Below are 13,229 nucleotides of genomic sequence, written 5' to 3'. Positions count from 1 at the left end.
GTTTGTCCTTTTCCGCGCATTGAGGCACATCGGAACAGCGTCGGCAGGCGTCGGAATGTCGTCGGCGCGATCACCGATCGGGAGGTGTTCCGCGTTGTCCAGCGTCGGCTCCCCGCAGCAGGCGCCGTCCGTCATCGACGGTCGGCTGCGCATCCGACTGGCCGACACGATGCAGATCACCGATCCCGGGGGCCGCCCCCTGTTGCCGGGCGGGCCCCGCCCGCGTGCCCTGATCGCCCTGCTGGCGCTGGCGCCGGGGCAGCGCATGCCGCGCCGGCTGCTCGCCGGCCTGTTGTGGTCGGGGACGGAGGCGCGCCACGGCCTGGGCCGCCTGCGCGACGTGCTTCACGATCTGCGCGCCCTGCTGTCCGCGGCGGGGGCAGACATCATCGGCGCGGACCAGGCCACCATCTGGCTTGATCCCGACGCCGTCGCGGTGGAGATCCCGGTGCGCAACCCGGGTTGGCCCTTCCTGCCGGAACTGCGGGGCATCGACCCGCAGCTCGACGACTGGCTCGACCGTGCCGGGCAAGGTGATGCGGCGAACGAGGCCCGCCCCCAGGCCGACCGCACCACGCCGTCGGCGCCACGTCGGACCAGCGTGCTGGTGATGCCCCTCAGCAACCTGGCGGGCGCGCGGGCGGGGCATATCGACGTCGCGGCGACGGACGCGATCCTTGCGGCGCTGTCCGCGCTGCGCTCGATCTCCGTGCTGGTCGAGATGCCGGGGCGCAGCCCGCCCAGCCCGGACTACATGCTCGCCGGCAACATCCATCTGGCCGGGCAGAGGCCGCAGGTCTCGCTGCGTCTGGTCGATGTCGCCGGCGGGGGTGCCGTGGTCTGGTCCTCGGTGATCGCGCCGGAGGAGACCGGACCGTCCGGCTTCGCCGAGGAGGTCGCCGCCCGGGCCTGCGCGCGGCTCGAACACGAATTGCTGCTGCTGGAAGCCGAGCGCGCCACCCAGCGCCCACTGGCCGAGGCCTCGGCGCAGGAGATGGTCCTGCGCGTGGTCCCCGACATCTACCGGCTGGAACGCGATGCCTTCGAACGTGCGGGCAAGGTGCTGGTCGCCGCGACGCGGCGCGATCCACGGCTCGCCTCGGCCCAGGCCTGGCTTGCCTATTGGAACGTGCTGATGGTGGGCCAGGGCTGGGCGCCGCTGGAACGCGAGGCGCTCGCCGTCGCCGGCCAGGCGGCGGAACAGGCGGTCCTGCTCGATCCGCGCGACGCCCGGGGGCTCGCCATCGCCGGCCATGTGCGGGGCTTCCTGCACCACCAGATCCCCGAGGCGCTGGCGTTGACCCGCCAGGCGCTGGAGATCAACCCGGCGCTGCCCGCGGCCTGGACCTTCTCGGGCATGGCGCATGCCTATGCGGGGGAGCTGGACACGGCGCGGCGGCATCTGCGCCGGGCGCTCGCCCTGTTGCCGCGCAACCCGCATGCCTTCTTCACCGAGGCAGGACTCGCGACGGTCGAGATGCTGCTCGGCAACCATGACGCCGCGATCGGGGTGGGCCGCGCGGTGCTGCAGATCCAGCCGCGCTTCACCGCGGCGCTGCGGGCGCAGATCGCGGCGCTTGGCCATCTGGGACGCGCGGAGGACGCGCGGCCGCTGGTGCGCGGGCTGCTGGAACTCGATCCGGGCTTCACCGTGGCGCGGTTCCGCAGCGCCGCACCCTATGTGCGGCGGCGCGACATGGACCACTTCCTGCGCGGATTGCGCCAGGCCGGGGTAGCCTGAGAGCCCGTTTGAGCACGCCGGCACCGGCCCGCACCCCAACCGGTCACCCAACGACAGTATCCTGGATGAGTGGCCGGGTGGGGGTAAGGGCCCGGTGCCGGCATCAAGCATGCGCCGCATGGCGCATTCTCAAACGGTCTCTGAGCCCTACGGATCCGCCCGTCCGACCCGTACCAGGTCGAGCCGCATGGCGCCGAGGAAGGTCGAGGGGAATTCCACCTTCACCGGCAGCGGCGGCAGGCCGGCGCCGAACAGGGCGACCCAGGCCTCGGCCTCCCGCGGCCGGCCGGCCTGGGCCGGATCGTCCTCACGCCGGAAGCCCGACACCAGACGACTTTCGAGCTGGCAGCGCAGCGCCGGCGTCGCCGGCTGGCCCTGCGTCAGCGGCAGCGCGGTGGTGCCCAGCGTGCGGGAGGTCCATTCCAGCCGCCGGCGCCCGTCGAACACCGAGCCCGCCAGATCGCACCGCCGGGTCGCCGCTGCGTCGAGCGACAGGCGGACCAGGGCCGAGAGCGTGTCGATCGTGCCCTCGCGCTGTTCCGGCGGCACCGGGATGCGGTCAGGCCCCTCCGGCGGTTCGAGCACTGCGAGTCGTGGCGTGCCGCCGAGATAATCCATGATCGTCCGTCGCGTGCCGCTGCGCCAGTTGCCCTCCGCCACATAGCGCAACGGCTGCACCTGCCTCCCCACCAGGCCGCCCTGGACTTCGGCGCGCTGCTCGGCAGGCAGGAATAGCCGCGCCAGACCGCGGGCGCGGGAAATGCTGGTGAGCCGGTAGGACGCCTCGGTCAGCTGGATGGCGAGTTGCACATCCATCACCGGCAGGCCGGATTGGGTAACGCGGTATTCGGCCTCGATCGGATTGGCGCGCGCGCCGGGCACGCCGCCCGCGAGAGCGGCTCCGGCCAGCACGACGACGGCGAGGCGCGGCAGCATGAATCAAAGAATGGCGCATTCGCCGGCCGGAACAAGGGGGAGCACCGCTTGACACCCCCACCCCACCGCTTCTATGTCCGCGCTCCCTGCTGGATGGGCGCGTAGCTCAGCGGGAGAGCATTCGCTTCACACGCGAAGGGTCACAGGTTCAATCCCTGTCGCGCCCACCATTCCCTCCGATTGCCGATGTCATGCATGAGCGGCCCGCGCGGCTGAACGGTTCCTGCCGCGTCGGTGGGCGTTGAAGAGGGGCTTTTGCCCCGCTCCAGACCTCACCCCACCAGGATGCTGGGCATCCCGGACCGCAATCTTCTGATGTTGGGCACGACAGGCGCTCTGCGCCCGCCAGGCGCGCTTCGGGCGCGGATGCGGGTCTCGGCGCCATTCCGCCCGTGGCGCACAGCGCCAGGTGACGGTTTCCAAAGGCCCTGTGGCCTTTGGTGGGAAGGGTTCGGGAGGGGCAAAGCCCCTCCCGAGACACTCAGCGCGGCTGCGCCGGCTGGCCCGGCGTACCGGGCTGCCCCGGGCCGCGCATCGGCGGGCCGCGGCGGCCTTCGCCGCGATGCCCGCGCACCTCGTCCCGCGACAGCGAGCCGTCACCATTGGCGTCGGCAGCGCGGAAGGCTGCCTCGGCCATCGGCCGCAGCTCGTCCATGCTGATCTTGCCGTCCAGGTTCACGTCGATGAAGCGGAAGACCACCCCACCGCGCTCCTGCATGCGCTCGGTCGCGCGTTCCGGCATCGGGCGGCGGTCTTCGGGGCGCTGCGCCTGGATGAAGGCAACCACCTCCTCGATCGTCACGCCGCCATCCTTGTTGGCGTCGACCTCGGCGAAGCGGGCCTGCAGCCAGGCCATCGCCTCGTCGCGGGAGACCTGCCCGTCGCCATTGGCATCCGCACGGGCGAAGGCCTCGCCCAGGAAAAAGCCGCCGGCGCCGCGCGGGCCGTGATGGGGGCCGAAGCCGCCGGGGCCGCGGCCAGGGCCCGGGCCACCACCCCAACCCGGCGCGCCCGGGGGCGGGCCCGGCGGGGTGCCCGGGGCCGGCTGCGCCATCGCCAGGCCCATGCTGCCCGCCACCATGGCCGCCGCCAGAGCCGTGATCGTCGTCTTACGCATCCTCAGGTCCTTTCTCTCCGCGGCCTTACACCGCTGTGAGGAAACTGGCCCTGCCGTGTAACGGCGGCATTGCGCCACCGCACAATACTGGTGAGGAAGCGTAACCCGAAGATGGTCAGGGCGTGCCCGCCTCGCCCAGATCCCACCACATTCCGGCGAAGGCCAGGATGCCTTCGCGCGCGGGGGCGATCAGGTAGTGCTCGTCCGGCCCGTGCTGCTTGCAGCCATTGTAGCTGTGCGGCACCCAGACCAGCGGCACGTGCAGGTGGTCGACGAAGACATCGCCCGGCAGGCCGCCCGAGGAATTCGGGATGATCTGCACCTTCTTGCCCAGCGACTTCTGCATCGAGGCCTGCGCCCAGCGCACCCAGGGATGATCCGGATCGGTGCGGGAGGCCGGCATGCGGATGAAGGCGTTCTCCACCGCGATGTCCTGGAAGCCGTGCGCGTCGAGGTGGTCGCGCACCGCCTTGGCGAAGGTGGTGGGATCGCTGTCCACCGTATAGCGGACCTGCATGTGCGCGCGCGCATCCGGGGCGACGGCGTTGACGGGGTTTTCCGGCCGGCCGGAGACCATCGCGAGGACGATCAGGCTGTTCCAGCCATAGATCTTCTCGGCGGAGCTGAGGCCGGGCTCGCCCCAGCCCTCGTCGATCGTCGCGGCGCCGTCGCCGCCGCCGACCGGGCAGCCATCGAGCACGGCGCGGACGGAATTGGACAGGGACGGCGGCAGGATGCCACGGACCAGCACCTTTCCGTTACGGTCCATCATGGTGGTCAGCGCATGGGCGAGCAGGATCGCCGGGTCGCGCGTCAGCCCGCCCCAATGGCCGGAATGCACCCCGCCGGGCCGCAGCTTCATCACCAGGTCGAAGTGGAAGGTGCCGCGCGTGCCGGTCGCGATGGTCGGGATGCCGGGTTCGACGCGCGGGCCGTCGGAGGCAATCAGCACATCGGCGGCGAGTTCGTCCGCATTCGCGGCGACGAAGTCCTTGAGGCCGGTGGAGCCGCGCTCCTCGGCCATTTCCAGCACCACCTTCACGTTGAAGCCGAGCTTGCCCTCGCGCTCCGCGATCACCGCTTCCAGGGCGGCGATGTTCAGCGCGTGCTGGCCCTTGTTGTCGGCCGTGCCGCGGCCGTACCAGCGGTCGCCTTCCTCGATCAGCTTCCAGGGTTCGAGGCCGGCGCGCCACTGGTCCTCGAGGCCACGCACCGTATCGCCGTGGCCATACAGCAGCACGGTCGGGCGCGACGGATCCTCGATGCGGGCGGCGGTCAGGATCGGGCCGAAGCCTTCGCGCGGGTTCGGCCGCACCTGCACCGTGAAGCCCAGCCCTTCCAGCCAGGGCCGGATCGCGCCGTTCAGGTAGCGGTCGAGATCGGCCTCGCGGCCTTCCTCCTGCGCGGTGGAGGGGATGGCGACGAGATCGGACAGCAGCGACTTGAAGCCGCCATCGTCGAAGAAGGAGGCGGCGCGGGACAGGGCGCCTTCGCGGGTGGGCATTGCTGACTCCACATGGGTCCGGCCGGATGCCGGAGCCGTCGCCGTTCCCCTAGCCCCGCTTTGGCCGAAGCGCAAAGCGGCGGTCAGCGCCTTCCGGGAGGCATTGGTGTGCTAGCCTCCGCGCGTCCGGGGGGACGTCAGCCACGCGAGGGCAACAAGATGACAGCATACCTGGTTGCAAACATCACGGTCACCGACCCCGAGCGTTACCCGGCCTATCGGGCGCAGGTCCCGGCCGTGATTGCACAATATGGCGGCCGCTTCCTGGTCCGCGCCGGGACGGTGCATCCCCTCGAAGGGGAGTTCGGCCTGGACCGCTTCGTCGTGATCGAGTTCCCCTCGCTGGAGGCCGCGAAGGCGTTCTACCACAGCCCCGAATACGCGCCGCTCCTCAAACTCCGCTCGGAAACGACGCGGTCGCAGGTCGTCTTCGTCGAGGGCTATCGTCCCGCATAGCCTTGCGGGACGATAGCCGCGACACGCCCGGATCGAGCGGCCGCTCAGACGATCTGGTTGACCAGGGTGGCCTCACCCCGCTGCAGCCGGGCGATGTTCTCCACCATGAAGTCGAGGACGTTGTCCTCGTACATATGCGTCTCGCCGCCGGTATGCGGGGTGATCAGCACATGCGGCATGTCCCAGAGCGGGCTGTCGCCGGGAAGCGGCTCGTCGGCCGTCACGTCCAGGCCGGCGAACGCGAAGGACCGCTTGCGGCAGGCCTCGATCAGCGCGGGTTCATCGACCACGCGGCCGCGCGCGACATTGATGAACAGCGCAGAGGGCTTCAGCAGCGCCAGCGCTTCCGCATCGATCAGCCCGCGGGTGTCGTCGGTCAGCGGGCAGGCAAGGATCAGCACATCCGCGCGCGGCAGCAGCGTCTTCAGGTCGCGGAAGGAATGCACCTCATCGGCCCCTTCCGGCCCACCGGCGACATTCTGGCGCACGCCGATCACGTTCATGCCGAAGGCCTTGCACAGGCGCGCGATCCGCCCGCCGATGCGGCCCAGGCCGACCACGATCGCGGTCTTGGCGCCGACCTCGTCCTCGCGCTTTGCGAAGTCGCCCTGCATGCCGCGCCAGACATGCTTCGCCTGGTTGTCGCGCGCCTCGGGGATGCGGCGCAGCAGCGCCAGCATCAGCGCGATGGCGTGTTCGGACACCGCATTGGCGTTGATGCCCTGGCCGCTCGCCAGCCGGATGCCGGCCTTCTTCAGGACCTCCCGGTCGTACTGGTCGGTGCCGGCCGAGCAGGACTGCACGAAGCGCAGCTTCGGTGCGATGGCCGGCAGGTCGTTGCGCCACATGCCCGAGCACACCAGCACATCGGCCTGGGCGATGTTGGCGTCGAGTTCCTCACGGGACCGCGCCTCGATGACTCGGATGCCGGTGCCGCGCGGCGCGAAGCGGTCCCCGAAGCGATAGGCGACATGGGCGAAGAGCACGGTCAGTTGGTCGCTCGGCGGCAGCATGGGTTGGCGGACTCCCGGTTCGAAAAACGGGCGCGACCCTGGCCCCGGCCCTGCGCCGACGCAAGAGGCCCGCGATCAGCGCCGCGTGGCCGCCGTGCTGGCCGTCGCCGACCCGCCGCCGCTGCTGCCGCCCCCCGCGCCGGCGAAGAGCGCCGCGGCCGCACCCGCCGCGGCAAGACCCGCCGCGGCAAGGGCCGAGGGCCCTGCCAGGGTCTCGCCCGACGGGGCGACCATCACCATGCGCTGCTGCGGGCGGGGCGCCGGGGCCAGATGCAACCGGGGCGGCGGCGCACCGCGCGGCCCGATGACCACGCTGCTCTCAGGCGGCACCACGACGCTGCGCGTCTGCGCCGCGGCCGGAAGCGCAGCGAGCGACAGGAGCAGAACCCAGGGCGAAATTCTATCCATGGTAGAAATTAGCCTAAGATGCTCGCCCCGCTCCTGCAAGGACCGGCGCGAGATCACGCGCGCCTCGCAGCCATGATTGCCGCCGCGCCGGCGCCACCTGCCCCGCCACCGCGGCGGACAGCGCGCGGACTCAGTATGGCATGGAAGCCGCGGAGCTGGCGGAGCTGCCTGGCGCGCCCCATCGCGGATTGCGGAGCGACACCGCTTGCGAACTCCGCGCGGCAGCGGCCCGTCCCCGATCGTTCTCGGGCCTCCTTGCCAGCTACCGCCCCCCGGCCTAATGCCGGCGGATAAGGAGAGACGCGCCATGGACACGCATGTGCAGACCGACACCCACGCCGAGATCCGCGAGGAGGTGCGCAAGCTCTGCACGCGCTTCCCCGGCGAATACTGGCGCGAGCTCGATGCCCGCCGCGGCTATCCCACCGAATTCGTCCAGGCGCTGACCGAGGCCGGCTGGCTCGCTGCCCTGATCCCCGAGGAATATGGCGGGTCGGGCCTGCCGTTGTCCGCTGCCGCCGCGATCCTCGAGGAGATCCACGCCTCCGGCTGCAACGCCGCCGCCTGCCACGCCCAGATGTACACGATGGGCACGGTGCTGAAGCACGGCAGCCCCGAGCAGAAGCAAAAGTACCTGCCCAAGATCGCGACCGGCGAACTGCGCCTGCAGGCCTTCGGCGTGACCGAGCCGACCTCCGGCACCGACACCACCGCGCTGCGGACCGTCGCGAAGAAGGAAGGCAACGGCAAGTACATCGTCAACGGCCAGAAGATCTGGACGTCGCGCGCGGAGCATTCCGACCTGATGCTGCTGCTGGCCCGTACCACGCCGCGCGACCAGGTGAAGAAGAAGACCGACGGTCTGTCCACCTTCCTGGTCGACATGAAGGCGGCGCTGGGCAACGGCCTGACCATCCGCCCGATCCGCACCATGATGAACCACAACACCACCGAGGTGTTCTTCGACAACATGGAGGTCCCCGCCGAGAACCTGGTCGGCGAGGAAGGCAAGGGCTTCCGCTACATCCTCGACGGCATGAACGCCGAGCGCATGCTCATCTCGGGCGAGTGCATCGGCGACGCCAAGTGGTTCATCAACAAGGCGGTGGAGTATTCCAAGCAGCGCGTGCTGTTCGGCCACCCGATCGGCAAGAACCAGGGCGTGCAGTTCCCCATCGCCAAGGCCTATGCCGCGATGCGCGCGGCCGAGGCGCTGCTGCAGAAGGGCCTGCAGAAGTTCGAGGCCGGCCTGCCCTGCGGCGAGGAAGCCAACATGGGCAAGATGGTCTGCGCCGATGCGGCCTGGGCGGCCGCGGAGGCCTGCCTGCAGACCCATGGCGGCTTCGGCTTCGCCGAGGAATACGACGTCGAGCGCAAGTACCGCGAATGCCGCCTGTATCAGGTGGCGCCGATCAGCACGAACCTGGTGCTGTCCTATATCGGCGAGCACGTGCTCGGGATGCCGCGGAGCTACTGACCATGGCCGGCGTGCCTGTCGCCATCGCCTATGATTTCGACGGCACGCTCGCCCCGGGCAACATGCAGGAGCACGTCTTCCTGCCGAAGCTCGGGCTGAACGCCGCGTCCTTCTGGGCGCGGGCGAATGCGCTGGCCGAGGAGCAGCAGGGCGACCCGATCCTGACCTATATGCACCGCATGCTGGGCGAAGCGGCAAACGCCGACATCCCCATGCGGCGCGAGGATTGGGCGGCCCACGGCGCCGGCATCACGCTGTTCCCCGGCGTGGAGACCTGGTTCGACCGGGTGAACGCGGCGGGTGCGGCGCGCGGCCTCGCGATCGAGCACTACGTCATCTCCTCCGGCCTTCGCGAACTGGTGGAAGGCACGGCGATCCGGAAGCATTTCCGCGCGGTCTTCGCGTCCGGCTTCCTGTACAGCGCGTCCGGCGTCGCGGTCGCGCCGGCGATCGCGGTGAACTACACGACCAAGACGCAATACCTCTTCCGCATCAACAAGGACGCGCTGGACCTCGCCGACAACAAGGCGGTGAATGCCTACCAGCCGCAGGACCAGCGGCGCGTCCCCTTCCCCAACATGATCTTCATCGGCGATGGCGACACCGACATCCCCTGCTTCCGCACGGTGAAGGAACAGGGCGGGCATTCCATCGCCGTGCATCCCGCCGGCGACGCTGACCGCGCCGCGCGCACCCGCAAGCTGATCGCCGAAGGTCGCGTCCACTGCGCCGTGCCCGCCGACTACCGCGAAGGCGGGGTGCTGGAACGGCGAGTCCTCGCCATCCTCGACCTGCTCGCCGCGCGGGAGGCGGTCACGGCACCGACACCCGAACCCGGCGCCTAGAGCAGATCCTGTCCGGATGAACTCATCCGGACCGGTGAAGATGCTCGCAGAAACAAATACCTGGAGCATTGCAGGTGAACGGACGTTCGCCGGCAATGCTCCAGTCTCGCCTCATGGCGAGGTTCCTGCCCCTGCCCTTCACGAGCCCCTCCGCCCGACCAGGATCGCCCTAGGGGCCCAGATACACTCGGCCCAGGTTGCAGCGTGCCGGCGGGGTCCGGGCCTGCCTTCACGCGGCGGGCGGCCGCGGCCAGCGGCGCGGGTTCGGCCGGCGGGACGGGCACCGACAGGCGCAACGCCTTGGCCATTCGCGGCGTGGTTGGGGGGCAGAGTCGCTCCAATTCCGCCCGCACCGGCCATTCCCAAGGGCCGCCGGCATCAGGGCGGCAGATAGGTCCATATCGCCACCGCCCCGAACCATTGCCGGTCGCCCCCGGGCCGGCACCGCGCCACGGCATGGCTCCAGCTTCCGTAGGAAGCGGCAACCTCCCCCACGAAGTCGAAGCGATGGAGCTGCGGCCGCTCGATCGCGCGACCGGCGGTATCGGTGGCCGGCTCGACCCGCTGCAGCCACAGCCATGACATCGACAGCAGGGAGGGCGCATCGGCCGGCATTCCGGCCGGGCGGGAGACCTCCGTGCGGATGAAGGGCGTCACGGCGCGCCGCCGGCGCTCGCCATCCGCGCCATAACCGGTGACATAGACCGTGCCGAGCTGGGTCGTCGAAGACAGCTCGCCATGCGCATCGAGGCGCAGCACCAGGTCATAGAAGGCCCGGAGCCCGTCCAGCAGGTCGTGCGGCGGCGTGGTGACCAGCGACAATTTCTGCGCCTGGGCGACGACCTGCTCGATATGGCCAGCGCAGGCCTGGGCTGTCTTGCCTTCGACGACGACCGCCGTGATGTCGATCTGGTCGGCGGCGGACTGGCCTGCCGCCACAGCGGGCATCAGCAGGGCCAGCAGCGCCACGAGGCAGGCGGCGGCGCGCGGCGTCGGCCCGGTCGGTGGCATGGCCCGGCCGGTATCGCATCTCGGCGGAAGGCGCCTCGCCTGCGCCACGGGTCAGCCGCCGGCGCGCATGCGCCCGGGATTGAGGATGCCCGCCGGGTCCAGCACCGCCTTCACCCGCCGCGCGATCATGGCCAGCGCCGGGGGTTCCTGCGGCAGGACCGCGACCGTGCGCCGCAGGGCCTCAGGGCCATGGAACAGCGTGCAGGTGCCGCCAGAGGCCGCCGCGGCGGCAGCCAATGTCTCATGCGCCGATGCCTGTGCCGGCGCGGCCACCCAGACCAAGCCGCCGCCCCAGTCCAGCATCGCGCGGCCACCCAGCGCCTCGGCAGCCCGCGCCACCGCAGGACCCGCCGAGGGCCGCACCGAAATGCGCCACACCGCCTCCTCCGCCGCCGCACCGAGCGGACGGACATCGCGCACCTCGCGCCAGAAGGCCCGGGCCGCATCGCCATCCAGCACCGTGTTGTTGCCGAAGCTCGCCAGGGCTTCCCGCAGGCGGGCGAGGCGATAGGTGACGGACGGCGCGAAATCCTCGATGCGCAGCGCGGCCATCATCGGTTCGCCGGGCAGCAGGGCCGCGCCGGACACGCCGAAGGGACTGCCCAGCCCGGCCGAAAGCGCCCGCACGCCCATCTCGGCATCCGCGACGGCGATGAGCAGCGTGCCGGTGGCCTCGGGCGCGGGCAGAACCTTCAGCGTGATCTCCGTCATCACGCCGAGCGTGCCGTAGGACCCCGCCAGCAGCTTGCACAGATCGAGGCCCGTGACGTTCTTCAGCACGCGGCCGCCGGAGCGCATCACCTCCCCCGCGCCGTTCACGAAGCGGATGCCGAGCACATGGTCGCGCATCGCCCCCCAGGCGACGCGCCGGGGCCCCGAGAGGTTCGCCGCGACGATGCCGCCCAGCGTCGCGGGCTCGTCGGTGCCGAAGATCGCGCGGGTGTCGGGCGGCTCGGCGATCAGATGCTGGCCCTTCTCGGCGAGCGCGGCCTCGATCTCGGGGATCGGGGTGCCGGCGCGGGCGGACAGCACCAGCTCCGCCGGGCTGTACAGCGTGATGCCCGACAGGTTGCGGGTCGAGACGGTGCGCGCCGCCTGGACGGGACGCAGCAGGCCGCGCTTCGAGCCATTGCCCTCGATGGCGATCGGCTCGCGCGCCGCATGCGCGGCGGCGATGGCAGCCGCGAGGCCAGCTTCGTCGGGCGGGGACAGCAGTTCGCTCATTCGGCAGCCAGAGGCATGTCTTGCAGCGGGAAGACCTTGGATGGATTCAGCAGCCATTGCGGATCGAAGGCCGACTTGATGGCGCGCTGCTGGTCGAGCTCGTGCGCGGTGAACTGCACGGTCATCAGGTCGCGCTTCTCGACGCCGACGCCGTGCTCGCCGGTCAGGCAGCCGCCGACCTCGACGCAGAGCCTCAGGATGTCGGCGCCGAAGGATTCCGCGCGATGGAAGCTGTCGGCATCATTGGCGTCGAACATGATCAGCGGGTGCAGGTTGCCGTCGCCGGCGTGGAAGACGTTCGCGACGCCGAGGCCGTATTGGGTGCTCATCTCCCCGATGCGCTTCAGCACGAAGGGCAGTTCCGAGGTCGGGATGGTACCGTCCATGCAGAGATAGTCGGGGCTGATGCGCCCGACCGCGCCGAAGGCGCCCTTGCGGCCCTTCCAGATGGCGAGGGATTGCTCGGCCGATTCGGCGACCTTCAGGCTGATCGGGTCGAAGCGTTCGCAGATCGCCTTGATGCGGGCGAGGAGGTCGTCCTGCTCCGCGACGGACCCTTCTACCTCGATGATCAGCATTGCCTCGGCATCGAGCGGATAGCCGGCATGGGCGAAGGCCTCGCAGGCATGGATGCAGGGCTTGTCCATGAATTCCAGCGCGACGGGGATGATGCCGGAACCGATGATGGCATCGACGGCGGCCCCCGCGATCTCGGTGCCCTTGAAGGCGGCGAGCATGGCGCGCGCGCCCTCGGGGCCGCGCAGGATGCGCACGGTGACCTCGGTGACCATGCCGAGCTGGCCCTCGGACCCCGTGATGAGGCCGAGCCAGTCATAGCCGGCGGCATCGAGATGGGCGCCGCCGATGTCGATGACCTCGCCCTCGATGGTGACGAACTTCACGCCGAGCAGGTTGTTCGCGGTGACGCCGTATTTCAGGCAATGCGCGCCGCCGGAATTCATCATGACGTTACCGCCGATCATGCAGGCGAGCTGGGAGGACGGATCGGGCGCATAGAAGAATCCGTCGCCGGAGACGGCATTGGTGATGCCGATATTGGTGACGCCGGCCTCGACCACGGCGAGGCGGTCCTCAAGGTCGATCTCGATGATCCGATTCATGCGCATCAGGCCGACGACGACGGCGTCTTCCATCGGCAGCGCGCCGCCTGACAGCGAGGTGCCGGCGCCGCGTGGCACCACGCGCACGCCGGTCTCGTGGCAGTAGCGCAGCACGGCGGCGACCTGGTCCGTCGTGCGCGGCAGCACCACGGCGAGCGGCACCTGGCGATAGGCAGCCAGGCCGTCGGTCTCATAAGGCTTGAGGCGCGTCGGTTCGCTGATCACCCCGTCGCCGGGGACGATGGCAGACAGGGCGGCCACGATCTCGGCCTTGCGGGCGAGAATCTCGGGCTTCGGGGCTGGCAGGGTGATCACGGCGGCGTTCCTCCGACAGGCGGAAGATGCGCATGGCACCGCGCCGCGGCAAGCGTTGCAT

Annotated in this window: 12 protein-coding genes and 1 tRNA gene; 5 read left to right on the top strand and 8 right to left on the bottom strand. The window is 70.4% G+C overall.

The window, feature by feature from the left end; translation table 11 throughout:
• The first annotated feature begins 94 nt into the window (after positions 1-94).
• Positions 95-1,741, top strand: coding sequence for a hypothetical protein (locus KPL78_RS02465; protein ID WP_219761149.1), 1,647 nt, complete (start codon positions 95-97; stop codon positions 1,739-1,741).
• 147 nt (positions 1,742-1,888) lie between these two features.
• Here the strand turns inward: KPL78_RS02465 and KPL78_RS02460 are convergent, their stop codons facing one another.
• On the bottom strand, positions 1,889-2,677 hold the full coding sequence (locus tag KPL78_RS02460; protein WP_219761147.1) for a DUF3108 domain-containing protein: 789 nt from the start codon (positions 2,675-2,677) through the stop codon (positions 1,889-1,891).
• Between the two features lie 95 nt (positions 2,678-2,772).
• Here KPL78_RS02460 and KPL78_RS02455 point away from each other — a divergent pair.
• Positions 2,773-2,847, top strand: a tRNA-Val gene (locus KPL78_RS02455).
• Between the two features lie 311 nt (positions 2,848-3,158).
• Here KPL78_RS02455 and KPL78_RS02450 read toward each other — a convergent pair.
• On the bottom strand, positions 3,159-3,794 hold the full coding sequence (locus KPL78_RS02450) for an EF-hand domain-containing protein (RefSeq protein ID WP_219761146.1): 636 nt from the start codon (positions 3,792-3,794) through the stop codon (positions 3,159-3,161).
• Between the two features lie 115 nt (positions 3,795-3,909).
• Entirely contained in the window at positions 3,910-5,298 is a 1,389-nt protein-coding gene (locus KPL78_RS02445; RefSeq protein ID WP_219761144.1) for a M20 family metallopeptidase, read from the bottom strand.
• A 159-nt stretch (positions 5,299-5,457) separates the two neighbouring features.
• On the opposite strand from KPL78_RS02445, the gene KPL78_RS02440 reads away from it, so the two are divergent.
• Positions 5,458-5,754, top strand: a complete 297-nt coding sequence (locus KPL78_RS02440; RefSeq protein ID WP_219761142.1) for a DUF1330 domain-containing protein — start codon at positions 5,458-5,460, stop codon at positions 5,752-5,754.
• A gap of 44 nt (positions 5,755-5,798) precedes the next feature.
• On the opposite strand, the gene KPL78_RS02435 is transcribed toward KPL78_RS02440, so the two are convergent.
• Complete coding sequence (locus KPL78_RS02435) at positions 5,799-6,767, bottom strand: D-2-hydroxyacid dehydrogenase (protein ID WP_219761141.1); 969 nt, start codon at positions 6,765-6,767, stop codon at positions 5,799-5,801.
• A gap of 75 nt (positions 6,768-6,842) precedes the next feature.
• Positions 6,843-7,175 carry a hypothetical protein gene (locus tag KPL78_RS02430; RefSeq protein WP_219761139.1) on the bottom strand — a complete coding sequence of 111 codons (333 nt, stop codon included), beginning with the start codon at positions 7,173-7,175 and terminating at the stop codon, positions 6,843-6,845.
• Between the two features lie 307 nt (positions 7,176-7,482).
• Here KPL78_RS02430 and KPL78_RS02425 point away from each other — a divergent pair, with 307 nt between their 5' ends.
• Both KPL78_RS02425 and KPL78_RS02420 read left to right on the top strand, forming a co-directional pair.
• A complete protein-coding gene (locus KPL78_RS02425; protein WP_219761137.1) occupies positions 7,483-8,652 on the top strand; it encodes an acyl-CoA dehydrogenase family protein in 1,170 nt (389 codons plus the stop codon).
• 2 nt (positions 8,653-8,654) lie between these two features.
• Positions 8,655-9,497, top strand: coding sequence for an HAD family hydrolase (locus KPL78_RS02420; protein ID WP_219761136.1), 843 nt, complete (start codon positions 8,655-8,657; stop codon positions 9,495-9,497).
• 378 nt (positions 9,498-9,875) lie between these two features.
• Here the strand turns inward: KPL78_RS02420 and KPL78_RS02415 are convergent, their stop codons facing one another.
• Genes KPL78_RS02415 through KPL78_RS02405 form a run of 3 tightly spaced genes read right to left on the bottom strand, consistent with a single transcriptional unit; the run spans position 9,876 to position 13,168 of the window.
• Entirely contained in the window at positions 9,876-10,508 is a 633-nt protein-coding gene (locus tag KPL78_RS02415; RefSeq protein ID WP_219761134.1) for a hypothetical protein, read from the bottom strand.
• Between the two features lie 51 nt (positions 10,509-10,559).
• Positions 10,560-11,732: a glycolate oxidase subunit GlcE gene (glcE, locus tag KPL78_RS02410; protein WP_219761132.1), complete on the bottom strand. Its 1,173-nt coding sequence runs from the start codon at positions 11,730-11,732 to the stop codon at positions 10,560-10,562.
• A complete protein-coding gene (locus KPL78_RS02405) occupies positions 11,729-13,168 on the bottom strand; it encodes an FAD-linked oxidase C-terminal domain-containing protein (RefSeq protein ID WP_219761130.1) in 1,440 nt (479 codons plus the stop codon). The genes glcE and KPL78_RS02405 overlap by 4 nt, the downstream gene beginning before the upstream one ends.
• Between the last annotated feature and the right edge of the window lie 61 nt (positions 13,169-13,229).

The sequence above is a fragment of the Roseomonas alba genome (genome assembly GCF_019430885.1).
GTDB classification, from domain to species: Bacteria; Pseudomonadota; Alphaproteobacteria; order Acetobacterales; family Acetobacteraceae; genus Neoroseomonas; species Neoroseomonas alba.
This window is presented reverse-complemented; position numbering and strand designations above follow the sequence as displayed.

Excerpts from the sequence above, each read along its gene's own strand:
- KPL78_RS02460 (WP_219761147.1), bottom strand. The coding sequence starts at position 2,677 with ATGCTGCCGCGCCTCGCCGTCGTCGTGCTGGCCGGAGCCGCTCTCGCG.
- KPL78_RS02450 (WP_219761146.1), bottom strand. The coding sequence starts at position 3,794 with ATGCGTAAGACGACGATCACGGCTCTGGCGGCGGCCATGGTGGCGGGC.
- KPL78_RS02445 (WP_219761144.1), bottom strand. The coding sequence starts at position 5,298 with ATGCCCACCCGCGAAGGCGCCCTGTCCCGCGCCGCCTCCTTCTTCGAC.
- KPL78_RS02440 (WP_219761142.1), top strand. The coding sequence starts at position 5,458 with ATGACAGCATACCTGGTTGCAAACATCACGGTCACCGACCCCGAGCGT.
- KPL78_RS02435 (WP_219761141.1), bottom strand. The coding sequence starts at position 6,767 with ATGCTGCCGCCGAGCGACCAACTGACCGTGCTCTTCGCCCATGTCGCC.
- KPL78_RS02430 (WP_219761139.1), bottom strand. The coding sequence starts at position 7,175 with ATGGATAGAATTTCGCCCTGGGTTCTGCTCCTGTCGCTCGCTGCGCTT.
- KPL78_RS02425 (WP_219761137.1), top strand. The coding sequence starts at position 7,483 with ATGGACACGCATGTGCAGACCGACACCCACGCCGAGATCCGCGAGGAG.
- KPL78_RS02420 (WP_219761136.1), top strand. The coding sequence starts at position 8,655 with ATGGCCGGCGTGCCTGTCGCCATCGCCTATGATTTCGACGGCACGCTC.
- KPL78_RS02415 (WP_219761134.1), bottom strand. The coding sequence starts at position 10,508 with ATGCCACCGACCGGGCCGACGCCGCGCGCCGCCGCCTGCCTCGTGGCG.
- glcE (WP_219761132.1), bottom strand. The coding sequence starts at position 11,732 with ATGAGCGAACTGCTGTCCCCGCCCGACGAAGCTGGCCTCGCGGCTGCC.